At 74.0% G+C, this 15347-nt stretch carries 12 protein-coding genes; 5 read left to right on the forward strand and 7 right to left on the reverse strand.

The window, feature by feature from the left end; genetic code table 11:
- Nucleotide 1 precedes the first annotated feature (1 nt).
- From ACFZA0_RS30595 to ACFZA0_RS30610, 4 genes are all read right to left on the reverse strand, one after another.
- Complete coding sequence (locus tag ACFZA0_RS30595; RefSeq protein WP_391023205.1) at nucleotides 2–880, reverse strand: ATP-binding cassette domain-containing protein; 879 nt, start codon at nucleotides 878–880, stop codon at nucleotides 2–4.
- Nucleotides 881–1026: 146 nt separating this feature from the next.
- Nucleotides 1027–2067, reverse strand: a complete 1041-nt coding sequence (locus ACFZA0_RS30600) for an ABC transporter permease (RefSeq protein ID WP_391022941.1) — start codon at nucleotides 2065–2067, stop codon at nucleotides 1027–1029.
- Nucleotides 2064–3068 (reverse strand): substrate-binding domain-containing protein, encoded by a 1005-nt coding sequence (locus ACFZA0_RS30605; protein WP_391022943.1) that lies wholly within the window; start codon nucleotides 3066–3068, stop codon nucleotides 2064–2066. Before ACFZA0_RS30605 ends, ACFZA0_RS30600 begins: the two co-directional genes overlap by 4 nt.
- Before the next feature lie 206 nt (nucleotides 3069–3274).
- A complete protein-coding gene (locus tag ACFZA0_RS30610; protein ID WP_391023207.1) occupies nucleotides 3275–4024 on the reverse strand; it encodes a UTRA domain-containing protein in 750 nt (249 codons plus the stop codon).
- 117 nt (nucleotides 4025–4141) lie between these two features.
- Here ACFZA0_RS30610 and ACFZA0_RS30615 point away from each other — a divergent pair, with 117 nt between their 5' ends.
- Nucleotides 4142–5152, forward strand: coding sequence for a Gfo/Idh/MocA family oxidoreductase (locus ACFZA0_RS30615; protein ID WP_391022945.1), 1011 nt, complete (start codon nucleotides 4142–4144; stop codon nucleotides 5150–5152).
- A gap of 61 nt (nucleotides 5153–5213) precedes the next feature.
- On the opposite strand, the gene ACFZA0_RS30620 is transcribed toward ACFZA0_RS30615, so the two are convergent.
- Complete coding sequence (locus tag ACFZA0_RS30620; RefSeq protein WP_391022947.1) at nucleotides 5214–6401, reverse strand: cytochrome P450; 1188 nt, start codon at nucleotides 6399–6401, stop codon at nucleotides 5214–5216.
- A 161-nt stretch (nucleotides 6402–6562) separates the two neighbouring features.
- Complete coding sequence (locus tag ACFZA0_RS30625; protein WP_391022949.1) at nucleotides 6563–7900, reverse strand: RICIN domain-containing protein; 1338 nt, start codon at nucleotides 7898–7900, stop codon at nucleotides 6563–6565.
- Between the two features lie 675 nt (nucleotides 7901–8575).
- Between ACFZA0_RS30625 and ACFZA0_RS30630 the strand changes: the two genes are divergently transcribed.
- The 4 genes from ACFZA0_RS30630 (at nucleotide 8576) to ACFZA0_RS30645 (ending at nucleotide 14301) form a co-directional block, all read left to right on the forward strand.
- Nucleotides 8576–9829, forward strand: a complete 1254-nt coding sequence (locus tag ACFZA0_RS30630) for a hypothetical protein (protein WP_391022951.1) — start codon at nucleotides 8576–8578, stop codon at nucleotides 9827–9829.
- 243 nt (nucleotides 9830–10072) lie between these two features.
- Entirely contained in the window at nucleotides 10073–10900 is an 828-nt protein-coding gene (locus tag ACFZA0_RS30635) for a hypothetical protein (RefSeq protein WP_391022952.1), read from the forward strand.
- Nucleotides 10897–11967 (forward strand): hypothetical protein, encoded by a 1071-nt coding sequence (locus ACFZA0_RS30640; protein WP_391022954.1) that lies wholly within the window; start codon nucleotides 10897–10899, stop codon nucleotides 11965–11967. The genes ACFZA0_RS30635 and ACFZA0_RS30640 overlap by 4 nt, the downstream gene beginning before the upstream one ends.
- Before the next feature lie 39 nt (nucleotides 11968–12006).
- A complete protein-coding gene (locus tag ACFZA0_RS30645) occupies nucleotides 12007–14301 on the forward strand; it encodes a hypothetical protein (RefSeq protein ID WP_391022956.1) in 2295 nt (764 codons plus the stop codon).
- 35 nt (nucleotides 14302–14336) lie between these two features.
- Here the strand turns inward: ACFZA0_RS30645 and ACFZA0_RS30650 are convergent, their stop codons facing one another.
- On the reverse strand, nucleotides 14337–15329 hold the full coding sequence (locus ACFZA0_RS30650; RefSeq protein WP_391022958.1) for a hypothetical protein: 993 nt from the start codon (nucleotides 15327–15329) through the stop codon (nucleotides 14337–14339).
- Nucleotides 15330–15347: the final 18 nt, after the last annotated feature.

Consider the following 15347-nt stretch of genomic DNA (forward strand, 5'->3'; position numbering starts at 1 on the left):
CTCACTCGCCCGCCGTCCCGCCGCCGCGGACCGCCGCGCCCGGGGCCCCGGGGGCGGGAGCGCGCTCCAGTTCGTGGCGGAGGTCGTCCAGTTCGTTGCCGCCCGCCATTTGGCGGGTCAGCTCGTCGAGGGTGACCGAGTCACGGGTGTGCGAGCCGACCATCGTGCCGCGCTTGAGCAGCACGAAACGGTCGCCGACGAGGTACGCGTGGTGCGGGTTGTGCGTGATGAGGACAACACCGAGTCCGGCGTCGCGGGCGGCGGCGACGTACTTGAGGACGACGCCGGACTGCTTCACGCCGAGGGCGGCGGTCGGCTCGTCCAGGACGAGGACCTTGGCGCCGAAGTGGACCGCGCGGGCGATGGCGACGCACTGGCGTTCGCCGCCCGAGAGGGTGCCGATGGGCTGGTCGACGTCGCGGAGGTCGATGCCCATGCGCAGCAGTTCGGCGTGGGTGGTGCGGCGCATGTACTCGACGTCGAGGCGCTTGAACGGGCCGGTGCCCCTGCGGGGCTCGGAGCCGAGGAAGAAGTTGCGCCAGACCGGCATCAGCGGGACGACGGCGAGGTCCTGGTAGACGGTGGCGATGCCCAGGTCCAGGGCCTCGCGCGGGGAGCCGAGCCGGGTCTCCTCGCCGTCGATGCGGAGGGAGCCGGCGTCGTGCTGGTGCAGCCCCGCGACGATCTTGATCAGGGTGGACTTGCCGGCGCCGTTGTCGCCGAGGACGCAGGTGATCTCGCCCGCGTGGACCTGGAGGGAGACGCCTTCGAGGGCGCGGACGTTGCCGTAGTGCTTGCTGACGTCGTCGAGTTCGACGAGCGGCGGACGCGCGCCGCCGGTCGCGCCGGCGCCCTGCGCCGCGGGGGCCTCTTCCGTCACGTCGGACACGCCGCGCGTACCGGTCCCGTCGCTCGCGGGCGTTCCGGTCCCCTCGCTCGCGGGCGCACCGGTCCCGTCGCTCACAGCCGTCCCGTCGCGGCCCGCGCCGGTCTCTTCGCGGCTCGCGCCCGTCTCGTCGTGCTCGTTCACTTCGCGGCCTCCGCGCGCTTGCGGACCCACGCGTTCAGCAGGGTCGCGAGGAGCAGCATCGCTCCGAGGAAGAACTTGAACCAGTCGGGGTTCCACTCGGCGTAGACGATGCCCTTGCTGGTCATGCCGAAGATCAGCGCGCCCACGGCGGAGCCGACCGCGCTGCCGTAGCCGCCGGTGATCAGGCAGCCGCCGATGACGGCCGCGATGATGTAGATCAGCTCGTTGCCGACGCCCTCGCCGGACTGGACGACGTCGAAGCTGAACAGCAGGTGCTGGCCCGAGATCCAGGCGCCGAGCGCGACGCCCATGTAGAGGCCGATCTTGGTCCTGTCCACCGGAACGCCGACCGCGCGGGCCGCGTCGCGGTTGCCGCCGACCGCGAAGATCCAGTTGCCGACGCGGGTGCGCAGCAGCAGCCAGGACGCGATGGCGACGAGGCCGAACCACCACAGGATGGTGATCTTGAAGTCGACCCCGCCGACGGTGAGCGTCGAGGCGAAGACGTCGTGCGCCGTCGGGAAGCCCTCCATGTCGGCGATCGACTTGGTGGAGACGGTGCCGTCGATCAGCTTGGTGAAGCCGAGGTTCATGCCGGTGAGCATCAGGAAGGTGCCCAGCGTGATGATGAAGCTGGGCAGCTTGGTGCGGGTCAGCATGAACCCGTTGAACGCGCCGACGGCGAGCGTGACGAGCAGGGACACCAGGACGCCGACCCACACGTTGGCGGTCATCTGGTAGCTGAACATCGACGAGATCAGCGCGGACGACGTCACCATGACGCCCGCGGACAGGTCGAACTCGCCGCCGATCATCAGCAGCGCGACCGGCACCGCCATGATCCCGATGGTCGACGACGCGTACAGGACGGTGCTCAGGCTCGCGGCGCGCAGGAAGCTGTCCGCGACGAGGGCGAAGAACAGGAAGACGGCGACGGCGCCGACGACCGAGCCCAGTTCGGGGCGGCCGAGGAGGCGGCGCAGGAGCGAGGTCCGCAGCAGCCGTTCGTCGCCCGGGGTGACGGTGGCCCCGGTCATCGGGTCCCCCGCTCCGCGTACTTCTTCAGCGCGGCGGCCTGGTCCTTGGTGACGATCTGCGGGCCGGTGAGGACCGGCTTGCCGCCGCCGAGGACGTCGGCGTTGTACTTGTACAGCCACAGCAGGTCGACGGCCTCGTAGCCCTGGAGGTACGGCTGCTGGTCGACCGCGAAGCCGAGGGTGCCGTCCTGGAGTTCGGCGGCCACCTTGGCGTTCAGGTCGAAGGTGTCGATCTCGGCCTTGCTGCCGGCGTCCTTCTTGGCCTTCACCGCGGTGTCCGCGTACGGGGCGCCGAGGGTGACGACGGAGTCGATGTCCGGGTCGGCCTGGAGCTTGGCCTCGATGGCGGACTGCACGTCCGGCATGCTCGTGCCGTTGACGTAGAGGTTCTGCACGGTGCCGTCGAAGGTCTTCTTCAGCCCGGCGCAGCGCTGCTCGTGGCCGACGTTGCCCTGCTCGTGCAGGACGCAGACCGCCTTCTTGCGGCCCCGCTTGTTCAGCTCGTCGCCGACGGCCTCGCCGGCCACGCTCTCGTCCTGGCCGACGTGGGTCAGCGCGCCGAACGCCTTGGACTCCTCGGTGCCGGAGTTCACCGTGATCACCGGGATGCCGGCCTTCTCGGCGCGGGCGACGGCCGCCTTCATCGCGTCGGGCTTGGCGAGGGTGACGATGATGCCGTCGACCTTCTTGTCCACGGCCGCGTCGACGAGCTGCGCCTGCTGCTGCGCCTCGTCGTCGTGCGAGTACAGGAAGTTGATGTTGTCCTTGACGGCCGCCTGCTTGGCACCGCTCTGCACGATGTCCCAGAAGGTGTCGCCGTCACCGGAGTGCGTGATCATCGCGAAGGTCCAGCGCGGCGTGTTCACCGCGGACTTCCCCTGCGCCGCCGCGGCCTCCCGGGCGTCCTCGGCGCGCTTGCCGCCGGTGCTGCTGCATCCCGCGAGGGACGCGCAGAGCGTCCCCGCAAGCGCGATGCCTACCCAGGTCCGAAACCGTGCCACGAGGCCGTTGCCCTTCTCGCCGTGTGCTCTTCGCGTCGATCAGCGTCGATCCGCGCTCTTCGTCGTGCGTACGGTGTTCGTCCGTACGGAGGGGCCGGTACGCTCACCGGCCCCAAACATTCGATTATCAACGACGACGGGAGTGTTTCCGACCACCGGGGCGCACGCAAGGCCCCGGACCGGCCGGAAACCGGGGCGCCGCCGCCTCAGGGGCGGACGAGGAGCTGGAACTCGAAGGTGTAGCGCGCGGGCCGGTAGGTGTGGCTGGCGAACTCCACGGTCCGGCCGGTGTCGTCGAACGTGGTGCGTTCCATCGTGAGCAGCGGCGAACCCTCCGGCTCGTCCAGCCGCCCCGCCTCCTCGGGGGCGGCCGCGCGGGCGCCGATGGACTGCCGGGCGCTGTGCAGGGTGATGCCCGCGGCGCGCATGAGGCGGTAGAGCCCCGTGGTCTCCAGCCGTTCGGTGTCCAGGTCGAGCAGGCCGGGCGGCAGGTAGTTGCACAGGTGCGCCACCGGCTCCTCGGCCGTCAGGCGCAGCCGCTCCAGCCGGTGCACGTCCGCCGCCTCCGCCATCCCGAGCGCGGCGGCGACCTCGGCGGTCGCCGGGACGACGGCGTTGGCCAGGACCTTCGTCGAGGGGTCGCGGCCCGCGGCGGAGAGGTCGTCGTAGAGGCTGCTGAGTTCCGGGGGCCGCTTGACCCTGCTGTGCACGACCTGGGTCCCGACACCCCGGCGGCGCACCAGGAGGCCCTTGTCGACGAGTGCCTGGATGGCCTGGCGCACCGTGGGGCGGGAGAGGCCGAGCCGGCCCGCCAGCTCGATCTCGTTGCCCAGCAGGCTGCCCGGGGTGAGGGTGCCGTGCTCGATCGCCGCTTCCAGTTGCTGGGAGAGCTGGAAGTACAACGGCACCGGGCTGGTCCGGTCCACGCCGAGCCCGAGTGCGAGGGTCGGGTCCACCACTGGTTTGGGCACGGCCCGAGCGTAGCTCCGCGCCCGGTTGACGGGAAGTCGTGAAGTCCGATTGTCCTGACATTTGCATTGACACGGCGGACACCTGACCTCCACTTTGTTCCCATGCGCATCGGAGTCATCGGTACGGGCCGCATCGGCACATGTCATGCGAGAGCACTCAGCAGCCACCGCGAGGTCGGGTCGCTCATCCTCACGGACGCGGACGGCGGACGGGCACAGGAACTCGCACACCGGCTCGGGGAGACGGCGGCACCCGGGGTCGACGAGATCTTCACGTGGGGCGTGGACGCCGTGGTGATCGCCACGACGACGCCGGCGCACGCCGAACTCGTCGGGCGGGCGGCCCGGTCGGGGCTGCCGGTGTTCTGCGAGAAGCCCGTCGCGCTCGACCTGCCGGGGACGTTACAGGCGCTGAACGAGGTGCGGGCGGCGGGGACCGTGCTCCAGATGGGCTTCCAGCGGCGCTTCGACGCGGGCTACACCGGGGCGCGCGAGGCGGTCGCCTCGGGGCGGCTCGGCCGGCTGCACACCGTGCGCGCCATGACGTCCGACCAGGCGCCGCCCCCGGCCGCGTACCTGCCGCTGTCCGGCGGTCTCTTCCGGGACACGCTGATCCACGACTTCGACATCCTGCGCTGGGTGACCGGCCGCGAGATCGTCGACGTGTACGCGGCCGGTTCCGACGCCGGGCCGGCGATGTTCCGCGAGGCGGGCGACGTCGACACCGGCGCGGCCCTCCTCACGCTCGACGACGGTACCCTCGCCACGGTGACGGCGACGCGGCTGCACGGCGCGGGCTACGACGTCCGCATGGAACTCGCGGGCGAGCACGACCAGATCGTGGTCGGCCTGGACGACCGCACCCCGATCGCGTCCACCGAGCCGACCGGACCGCCCGCGGCCAACAAGCCCTGGACGGGGTTCCTGGAGCGGTTCGGTCCCGCGTACGAGGCCGAGATGGCGGCGTTCGTCGGCGTGGTGCGCGGCGAACTGCCCAATCCCTGCGACGGGTTCGAGGCACTTCAGGCGCTGCGCGTGGCCGAGGCGTGCGACCTCTCGCGCCGCGACCGCAGGCCGGTGGCGCTGGCGGAGATCGGCGGCGGCGACTTCTGACCGCCCCCCGGCCCGGGGCGGCCGGCCCCGCTCCCGCACCGGTGGCGGCCGGACCGGGTGCCTACCAGCGCACCGGCAGACCGCGCACGCCGCGCACCAGGACGCCGGGCAGCCACTCCCCCGCCGGGCCGTCGAGGGCGAGGCCGGGCGCGCGCTCCAGCAGGGTGCGCAGCGCCGTGCGGGCCTCGACACGGGCCAGCGGGGCGCCCAGGCAGTGGTGGATGCCGTGGCCGAAGGCGAGGTGGCCGCGCGGGTCGCGGTCGATGTCGAAGCGGTCGGGGTCGGGATGCCGGTCGGGATCACGGCCGGCCGCGGCGAGGCTGATCAGTACCCCTTCGCCGCACTCCACGCGGGTTCCGCCGATCTCCAGCGGCTCGGCGGCGAACCGGTACGTGGCGGTCTCCACCGGCCCCTCGTGCCGCAGCGTCTCCTCGACCACGCGGTCGACGAGGGCCGGTTCGGCGCGCACGGCGGCGAGTTGGTCCGGGTGGCGGAGCAGGGCGTGCACGGCGGAGGTGATGAGGTTGACGGTCGTCTCGTGGCCCGCGACGAGCAGCAGGAACGCCATGCCGCGCAACTCCGGTACGGAGAGCCGGTCCCCGTCCTCCGCGGTGACGCGGAGCAGGTCGCTCAGCAGGTCGCCCTGCGGTCCGGCGCACCGCTTGTCCTCGATCAACTCGCCCAGGTAGGAGCCGAGTCCGACGAAGGCCTGCCGTTCGTTCTCCTCGCTGGTGGGGGCGACCGCCTCCGTCGACAGGGCGCGGAATCGCGGTCTGTCCGCCGCGGGCACGCCCAGCAGCTCGCAGATGACGGTCAGCGGGAGCGGGTGCGCGAAGGAGGTCACGAGGTCGGCACGGCCCCGCGGCAGCATCGCGTCGAGCAGATCGTCGGTGATCTCCTGGACGCGGGGCGTCAGTTCCTCGACCCGGCGGGCCGTGAACGCCCGTCCGACGAGGCCGCGCAGCCGGGTGTGCCGCGGCGGGTCCGACAGCAGCATGTGCGGCCCGATCATCTCGCTGTCCAGCACCGGGATGCCGAGCTTCTCCATGTCCTTGACCAGGCGCGGGTCGGCGAGCGCCGCGCGCGCCTCGCGGTGCCCGACGACGAGCCACACGTCCCCGTACGCCCCGTCCGGCGGCGGCAGCCGCACCCGGTGCACCGGGCCCGCGGCGCGCAGCCGCGCGTACACCGGATACGGGTCGGTGCGGAAGTCGTCGCCGTACTCCCCGATGTCGATCGCGTCCGACATGTGCTCCCCCTGTCACGTCGTCCGGCGGCCCGCGCCGCTCCCGGCGCGGGCCGCGCTCGTACCCGGACAACGTGCGGGACGCACCGGTGGTGCCCCGGGGTTCGGCATGGCCGGAAACGCGCGCCCGTTGGCGGTATTTCCGCCCAACGGGCGTCACGGCACTACGACTTGGCGAAGTACCAGTGGTCGTCGTCGTCCGAGCTGTCGTTGCAGGTGCCGATCTGGAGCGCCGCGTCGTGGCCGCCGTTGCCGTTGCCCGCGACGTTCAGGCACAGGTCGCGGCTGGCGTAGTTGCGGATCCAGTACGTGCCGTCGGAGCGCGGGTCCAGCCACCAGTACTGGTTGTCGCTCTTGGTGGCCTGGCAGGGGAACTCGGTGATCCGCGTACCCCCCGCCGCCGCCGTGTAGTTGGGCAGGTCGAAGCAGAGGCCGTCCTTGACGTTGGAGATCAGGAAGAGGGACGAGCCCTCCGGGCCCTTGCCCGCCTCCGGGTGGACCACGAGGTTCCAGAGCTGGTTGTCGGCCGAGGTCCCGTCGCAGTAGTACTGGTTGACCGGGCCGTTGACCTTGCCCTTCTGGTAGTAGGGGATGTCGGCGCACATGCCGGTCGTGACGTTCTTCAGCAGGACCTTGCTCTGGCTGGACGCGGTGTTGGCGCGGGCGCGGGCGCTCGGCTTCTTCGCCGCCTTCTTCGTCGCCGACGGCGAGGCGGACGGCTTCACCGCGGTCGTGAAGCTCGCCTGCGGCTCGACGACGGGGGCCGCGGCGGTCACGTGCTTCTTCGCGGCCTTGGACGCGGAGGGCTTCGCCGACGGCGAGGGCGACGCGCTGCCGTAGCCGGCGACGGGCGAACTGTCCGCGGCGGAACCGAGATCGGTGCCGCCCGCCGCCTGGGTGTGCTTCGGGTGCTCGGGCTTGTCGCCGGCGAACGCCGGTATCAGGAAGGGCGCGGCGATCAGCAGCGTGCCCACGATCCCAGCGGCGGCGAGCACGGGGCCGCGCGGCCGTCCGGGGGCGCTCGCGGCGGCGGCCTCCGCGTCGCCGTCGCCGCCGTCCCCGGGGTCCGCGGCGACGGCGACGGCCGCCGCCCCGGCCTCGGGTGCGGCGGGCTCGGCGGTCGCGGCGTCACCGGCGGGCGGCGGCCCGGACCCGTCGGGGCGCTCGGTGGAGGGCTCCGACCCGGCGGCCTCGGACTCCTCCGCCGCGCCGGGGGCGGACGCGGCGGCCGGGGTGGCGGGCGGGGTCGTGGGCGCGCCGGTCCGGGCGCTCGCGGGCCCGCCGCTCGTGTCCGTTCCGGTGGCGGCCTCGGCACTCGCGCCGGCGCCGGTCTCCCGGCGCGGGCCGGTGGCGGCCCCGGGGGCGAGTGCGGCGAACGTCGAGGCGACCGTGGGCGTCGGGGCGCCGGTGGGCTCCGGCTCCGGCGCGGCGGCCGTCGGGCCGGGCTCCGCGGCGGCGGAGCCGGGGGCGGGGGCGGCGGAGGGGTCTTTCCGTGCGGGCATGGGGGGTGCACTCCGGTCGTGAGGGGTCAGCTGCGCCGGCGGTCATGTCGTCCACGTCGGTCGTCCGGGGCCGGGCCGGCACACGCACCGGGCGGGGCCGGCACAGGCGGATGGTCGCCGAGCGGGGGCGGTGTGACGAGAGCATTGTAGAGAGGCTCCACCACACGGAGGTGACCATTAGGTCTCCGTCAGAAATCCAACAGCGGCCATTTTCGGACGAGTTATGGCAATTCCCGGCAACCCGACGGCACACCGGTCTTCTTGGGACCACTCCGGCCACGCCCGCACCTCGGTGGTGCGCGCGGCCCCCGGCGCACGCACCGCGCACGGTCGTCAACCCGCCTTCCCACGACGGGTCCTGACGCGCGGTCCGGGTGGTGTGCGCCCGTCCGCCCGCCCGAAGGCGTTCGGCGGCGGGCCGTACCGGGCATCGTCACCCCAGGACCCGGGTCGCCCCGGGCGCGCGGGGCCGGAACGGCCCGCCGCGCCCTACCCACCCGTGCGGGTGGGCCCCTACGATGCATCTGCCCTGCGCCCGTGAGCCGTACCGCCCGGACGACGAAGTCCGTACCGCGGACGGCTCGCCGCGGTGCGCGCGGCGGTCCCGGGTCCGAACCGCGACGCGCGCACGGCGGGCCGGCCACGCCCGGGGTGCGGCACGGGGAGGGGGAACCAGTGACGACATCCGTACACGGGTACGGCCCGGCCCTCGCACGGCTTCCGGCCGTGCCGCTCGCGGCCCTCGGCGCACTGGTCCTCGGCGCGGCGGCCGGTGTCCTGGTGGACCCGTCGTCGGCGGTGAACTCGCCCTGGTACCCGACCGGTTGCGGACTCCTCCTCGCGATCGGGCTGTACGGCAGTACGTACGGCATCGACACGGCGGCCCTGCGCGGCGACGTGCGCGGGGTGGCCGCGGTGGTCACCGTGGGCGTGGTCCTGAAGGCCGCCCTGATCTCCGCGGTGATGGTGGCGGCGTTCGGCAGGCCGGAGTACCTGGTCCTGGGTGTCGCGGTGGCGCAGATCGACCCCCTGTCGGTCGCGGCCCTCGGCCGGGCGGATCGCGTCTCGGAGCGCGCGCGGTCGCTGCTCGCGGCGTGGGCGGCGTTCGACGACCCGATGACGGTGCTGCTGACGCTGTACCTGGCGGGGTGGGCGTACCACGCGGCCGGGCACCGGGACGTCCCCTCCGTCGCGAGCGGCGGGACCGCCGGCTACCTGGTCGGGCTCGGCTGGAACGCCGCGCTGCTGGCCGTGGTCGCGCTGCTGTGGTGGGCGGGCCGCCGGCTGCTCCGCGCCCGGCACGTGCCGCCGGGCACCGGGCCGCTCGCGACGTCGCTCGGCGGTCTGCTGATCGTGGCGACGCTGCTGGTGGCGGCCGTCCGGATGCTGATGCCGGCGGTCGCCGGGGCCGGTCTCGTGGTGCGCGCCGCCGCGCTCGCGCGCCCCGTGGCGCGTGCGGTCACCTGCGCCTTCCTGGCCGCCTCGCTGCTGCTCGGCCTCTTCCTGGCGCGCGGGGTGGCCCTGCTGCCGGGGCTGCTGCTCGGGGCGACGGCGTTCGCGGCCCAGGCTGTGGTGGCGCTGCTGGTGCTGCCGCTGTTCGTGCGGGGGCTCGACCGCCGGGACCGGACCGCCCTCGGGCTCGGCCAGCAGAACGGCATCACCGCCGTCCTGCTCGCCCTCACCCTGGAGCGGGACTTCCCCGGCACGGTCCGGATCGTCGGGCCGGCGGTGCTCACGGTCAACGTGCTGCACCTCGCCTCCCGGTACGTGTCCGGCCGGGTCGCGCGCCCGGCTCGTCCGCGCGTTCCCGGCGGTCCGTCGCAACCGGCCGCCCGGCCGCCGCGTCCACCGCATCGGACACCCCGGCCACCGGCCGCCACCGCCACCGGCGCCGGGGCAGGGGCCGGTGAAAGGCCGGTCGCCGACTGAGGGGCCGGAAGGACGGCGGCGGCGAGGACGCGGACGGGCGGCGGCGGGCGGGACGGGGAGACGCGGATGGGCGAACGGAACGGACCCGGCGGACCGGGCGGACACGGCGGACCGGGCACCCGCGCGCCCGCCCGTCCCGCTCCCCCGCGCCTCGCGGTCCCCGCGCCGGATCCCTGCCGCGTCGCGCACAACTCACCAGCAGCGCGAGCCCTGTTGGGACCGACGCTGAGGGTGGCCGCCACCGTGGCACTGTCGTTGGCCGCCCTGGTGCTCCTTCCGCCGTACGGCGGGCGGGCGTCGGCGGACGACGGGGAGCAGGACGTACGCCTCGTGTACTGCCTCGGCGACGGGCACCGGGCCGGTCTCGCGGAGGCGGCCGTTCGGCTGGGTCTCGTGGTGCGGGGCGCCGCCGCGGACACCGTCGTCCCGCCGGGAGGAGGCGGGAGCCCGGTGTCGCTGGAGAGCTGGGAGAGGCGCCGTCCGGACGACTTCGCGCGGGCCTGCGACGCGCTGATGACCGCCGAGGGCGACAGCCCCGGGAAGTCCTCGGGCGGCGGCTGGGGCGGCACTGTCCTGGCGTTCGTCCAGAGCGTCTGCCTGCTGGCGGTCGGTGCGGCCATCAGCCTGACAAGTCAGAGCACTTCGGAACGGCGCCACCGTGAAAGGCAGTTGACGACCGACCTGCGGGAGTTCCGGAGGATCGCATGCCTGTATCTGACGGCCTACGAGGCCGACCCGACCACCGCACACGACGAGGTGCGGCGGGCCCGCGAGACGCTCGGCGGCACGCTGGCCCTGGTGCCCGGCCGCGGCGCGCGTCGCCGCTCGGCCCAACTCCTGGCGGAAACACTGCCGTTGGCAGACAGACTGCCGCGTTCGCGGGACGGCGCGGACCTGGGCCCGCAAGAACGCCGGGCGGAGTCGGCGCGGGTGCGGGCCGTCCTCGACCGGCAGACGCGGGAGATCGGCGCGCTCACCCGCCCGGCACCGGCACGCCTGCTCGACGGGCTGCCGCGGCGTGGACGCGGACGGAGCGGGGACGGCACGGCCCCCGGAGGACACCAGGAATGACCACCCCGGAGTGGAGAAACCCGTACGGCGTGGCGGCGCCCCCGTTCCCGCCCGGTGCGCGCGGCATGCGGACGCGCCACCCGGACCACCCGCTGGTGCCGTGGGCGGAGCCGCTGCACGCCGGGCAGTGGGTGGACGTCGACCACGCCCGGGACCGGCTGGAGGCCTTCCGGGGCCTGTGGGCGGAGCCGGCGGAGCTGGTCGACCCGAACGTGGGGCACGGGCGCCTCGTCGTGGTGAGCGGGCCCTCGGGGATGGGCAAGACGACGTTCATCCACCGCTGCGTGTACGAGGCGCAGTCGTCGCTGGACGCGCTGCGGCGCACCGCGGGGGTGGACGCCGGTGACGTGCCGCGCGGGATCGTCGCGCTGACGGCCGGCTACGGCAACGACGGCAACCGCATCTGCGTCGACAAGGACGGCGGTTTCGCGTCCACCGAGACCATCAACACCCGTGTGCACAACAGCATCGCGGACACGCTCGCCCGGTACGAGGGGTTCGCCGGCGCGGAACGGATCGTGGACGCCGAGCAGGACCTCTACGAGGCGTACCGCAGGATCAGTTCACTGCTGGCGCGCAACAACGGGCTGCTGTTCGCGGTGGTTCCGCACATCCGCTGGAACGACAACGGCCTGCGGGCGGGGTTCCTGCGCACCTGCCTGAGTTACGCGGAGCCCAGGATCGTATTCTTCGTCGAGCTCAGTCACGAGGACGCCGCCAGCGCGGGGCCCGTGGTCGGCTCGGTGCCCGGCGGCGAGGCGATCACCCACCTCGCCCTGGAGGGGCTGCGGGACGAGGACGTGTGGCTGTTCAGCCGGCGTGTGCATCCCGAACCGGGCGACGCCGTCGAGTCGGACAGGAGCGATCTGATGGACGCGCACCACCTGTGGGCACCGCGCGACGTCCGCGAGCTGAGACGGGTGTTCCACGACGCGGCCCAGGAGCAGTCCGCGCGCGGCACGCCGCTGCGGATCGACTCGGCGGCGCTGCGGCCCCATTGGGAGAAGCTCCGCCCCGATCTCGGCGCCCTCCAGCGCGAGACGCCCGTACCCTCCCCGCGCGGCTGACGCCGCGACGCACCGGCCGGACACCCAAGGAGTGCCATCGTGGCCGCAAGCAGTGGAGACACCTGGCGCAGCAACCCCTTCCCGCTGGCCCCCGTCGCCCGGCTGGGCCCGCCGGCGGACCTCGGCGCGGCCCCGGTCCAGCCCGCGGACTCCGGGAACGTCACGATCGCCACTCCGGTCCTCGCGGAGCTGACGGGCCTCGTCGAGGACTACCTGCGGCCACCGCCGCAGGGCGGCCGGCGCGGCCGTGCCGTCGCCCTGGTCGGCGAGTTCGGCCTCGGCAAGAGCCACGTGCTGCGCGAGGTGTGCAACTCACTCGCCGAACAGCAGCCCGCCGCACCGGCGTTGTGGATCGTCGACGAGCCGGTGCGGGACTTCGGCCGGATGTACCGCGACCGCCTGCACGGTCCCGCGGACACCGCGGAGGGCCGCACGGCCTTCGAGGAACTGGTCAAGGACTACTACGCGTACGTCACGGCGGTGCGGGTGTCGCGGGAGGGCGCCGAGCCGCGCTCGGGGCAGCTCGACGAGATCGCGGCCGGGCTGCGGGACCGCTCCCTGGACCCCGACAAGGTCGTCTCGGCGCTGCGCTACGACGTCGAGGTGATCCACGCCGACCTGCGCGGCACGCTCGGTTCGGTCACCGAGCACCGGCGGTTCGCGACCGCGCTGTCCCTGATGCGGGACCGGCGGTTCAGCGCGATGGTCTGGGACTGGCTGACCGGCGAGGAGCCGGCCGCGCCGCTGCGGGAGCGCGGCATCCGCGAACCGGTCTCCGGCATCGACCCGGTGTTCGACGCGCTGGCCGTGCAGGGGTTCCTGCACGGCCGGGTGGGCAGCCCGTACGTGCTGCTGCTCGACTCCCTGGAGAAGGTCCTCGAATGGCCGGAGGACAGCCGCCGTACGTTCGTCGACGCCTTCGAGCGGCTGGTCAACGTGTACGTCAGCCGGGGCGGGCTGCTGGTGTTCTGCACCTCGCCCGCCGGTCTGGACGAGTTCCGGCCGAGTCTGCACGAGCGGGTGGTGCAGCTGTGGCCGACCGGGCTGGACGAGCGGCTCGGCGCCGATCTGGTGGCCGAGTACGTCCACGCGGGGCCGCGGCCCGACCCGCTCGCCGGTCCGGGGGCCGCCGAGCGGTGGCCGGCGCCGTTCGGCGCGGAGACCGTGCGGGTGGTGCAGGAGCTGACCGGCGGGGTGCCCAGGGAGATCCTCAAGACCTGCCGCCAGGCGTGGCAGGACAGCGAGGACGCGGCCGGCGTGGTGCGGGAGGTGACCTCCGCGGCGGTGCTGACGGCCGTACGGACCCTGCACGAGAAGGTGTCGCGCGAGCAGGTCCTGACGGCGGTGCACGAGGCGCTGGACCTCGGCCAGTGGCGTCTCGCGTCGAGCGACCCGGTGCACTCCGCCGTCTTCGGCGGCGGGTCGGGTCCGCCGGACGGGCAGCCCGAGGTCGTCCACTGGATCGAGGTGGCGCAGAACGCGTACCTCGCGGTGATGCTGTCGCGTTCGGTGCTCGTGGCGGACGACGAGGAACGGATCGCGGAACGCGTCCGGGCCCTGCACGTGGCGCTGAACCCGGCCCGCGCCGAGGTGCTGCTCGTGGTCAACGGCGCGGTGCCGCGCTCCATGCGCGACCGGCTGGCGCGGGCGATCGGCTCGCAGCCGCTGGTGTACCGGCCGCGTTCGTTCGCCGGCGCCGTGAACCGGGCGCTGGAACGGCTCGCCGCGCGGCTCACCGAGCTGCGTCACGAGGCGGGACTCGCGGACCTCGCCGTGGAGTTGCGGGCGGCGCTGAGCGAACAGGCCGCGCACATGGTCGAGTTGAGGCACGACGTGACCGAGGCGGTGCGGTCGGTCCCGGTCGGCGGCGGCGAGGGCCTCACCGACGGGACGCAGCCGTTGCCGGGCCCCGTGGAGGCACGGTTCGAGGAGGTGCTGACGCTCCTGGACGACGTGCGGGACCGCCTGTCGGGCGTTCCCCCGAGGGCCGGTGAACCGCGCACGGGGCGCCGCCCGGTGACCCGCGCGGACCTCGGCACGCTCGGCTGCGCGACGCTGGTGGGCACGCTGACACGGGAGTTCAGGCGGGGCGTGGCCGACTGGTGCGCCACCGCGCTGCCCGTTCTGAGGACGGCGGCACGCGCCCCGGCCGCGGCGGAGGGGTGGTCGGTGCTGCGCGGGGTGTGCCGGACGTACGAGACGGCGGTGGAGGTGCTGCCGCTGGAGGAACTGGACGCCGCGGGCCCGCCGCGCCGCACGACGGCGGCGCGCGCCGTGGAGGCGCTCGCCGACGACGTGTGGGGGGCGCTGGTGGGGGTGGCCACGGACCGCTGAACCGGCTCCCGTCGCACGGGAGTCGGGCCGGCCGGTCAGCGCGGCGCGGGCTCGCTGAACTCCGGCAGTGCGGCCACCAGTTGCTCCAGCCGCTGCTCGGAGGCGGCGACCTGGGTCTGGTCGAGAGTGACCCCGACGACGTACTCGCGCGGCGAGCGCCAGCGGACGTGCAGGGCGCCCTCCTGGACGTCGAGCACGAGGCGGTCGGCGGGCGTGCCGGTCACCAGCCGCAGCGCGTCGTTCAGCCGGACCAGGTGGCCGCGCAGGGACTGGGCGAAGTCGCGGTAGCCGGTACGCCGGGCGCGCACGCTCACGTCGAGGAAGCGCGGGGCGAGCCGGCGGTCCTCGAAGACGTCGCCCGCGCAGACGAGCGTCCAGTCGCGGTAGTAGGCGAGGTACTGGAGGGCGTGGGCACCGACGTTGGCGCCCCACAGGGCGCGCAGCCGCATCTCGGTCTCGCTCTCCCGGCCGGCCGCCGTGCCGAAGTCGATGCGCAGGGTCTCGTCGTCGGCGGGCTCTCCCGCGGCGCTGCCGGACAGACCGCCGAGCATCTCGTCGGGCAGGTGGTAGACCTGCGTGCGGATGGCGGTGACCGTCCGGTTCATCGCGCGGTCCATGGGGTCGACCCCGCCGGGCACCTCGGTGAGGGCGGCGACGAACTCGCCGGGCTTGACCCGCCCGCCCCACAGACCGCCCCGCCCGCTGCCGAACACCAGCCGCACCAGGTCCCCGGTGCCCAGGGGGCGCAGCAGGGCGTTGAGGTCCTGGGCGCACAGCAGGAGCCGACTGCCGGGCAGGGCCTCGTTGAGCATCTCGTCGCCGTTGACGGTGACGAGGCTGCTCAGCGGGGCGGCCTCGGCGCGGCGCACCACGAAGTCGAGGATGCCGTTGCTGAAGTGCGCGACCGACCGCAGGCCGGGCGCCTCGGCGAACGCGCCGACGCACCGGTCCGTGGTGGGGCCGTGCCGTTCCTCGGTCCAGTGGGTCTCCTTGAAGACGTCCGGCTCCGGACCAGGTGCTGTGGGCACGTGCGTACGCCTTCCGTC

This window comes from Streptomyces sp. NPDC008150, from assembly GCF_042956945.1.
GTDB lineage: Bacteria > Actinomycetota > Actinomycetes > Streptomycetales > Streptomycetaceae > Streptomyces.

Coding starts and splice junctions, on each gene's coding strand:
- ACFZA0_RS30600 (WP_391022941.1), bottom strand. CDS start 2,067: ATGACCGGGGCCACCGTCACCCCGGGCGACGAACGGCTGCTGCGGACC.
- ACFZA0_RS30615 (WP_391022945.1), top strand. CDS start 4,142: ATGCGCATCGGAGTCATCGGTACGGGCCGCATCGGCACATGTCATGCG.
- ACFZA0_RS30620 (WP_391022947.1), bottom strand. CDS start 6,401: ATGTCGGACGCGATCGACATCGGGGAGTACGGCGACGACTTCCGCACC.
- ACFZA0_RS30625 (WP_391022949.1), bottom strand. CDS start 7,900: ATGCCCGCACGGAAAGACCCCTCCGCCGCCCCCGCCCCCGGCTCCGCC.
- ACFZA0_RS30640 (WP_391022954.1), top strand. CDS start 10,897: ATGACCACCCCGGAGTGGAGAAACCCGTACGGCGTGGCGGCGCCCCCG.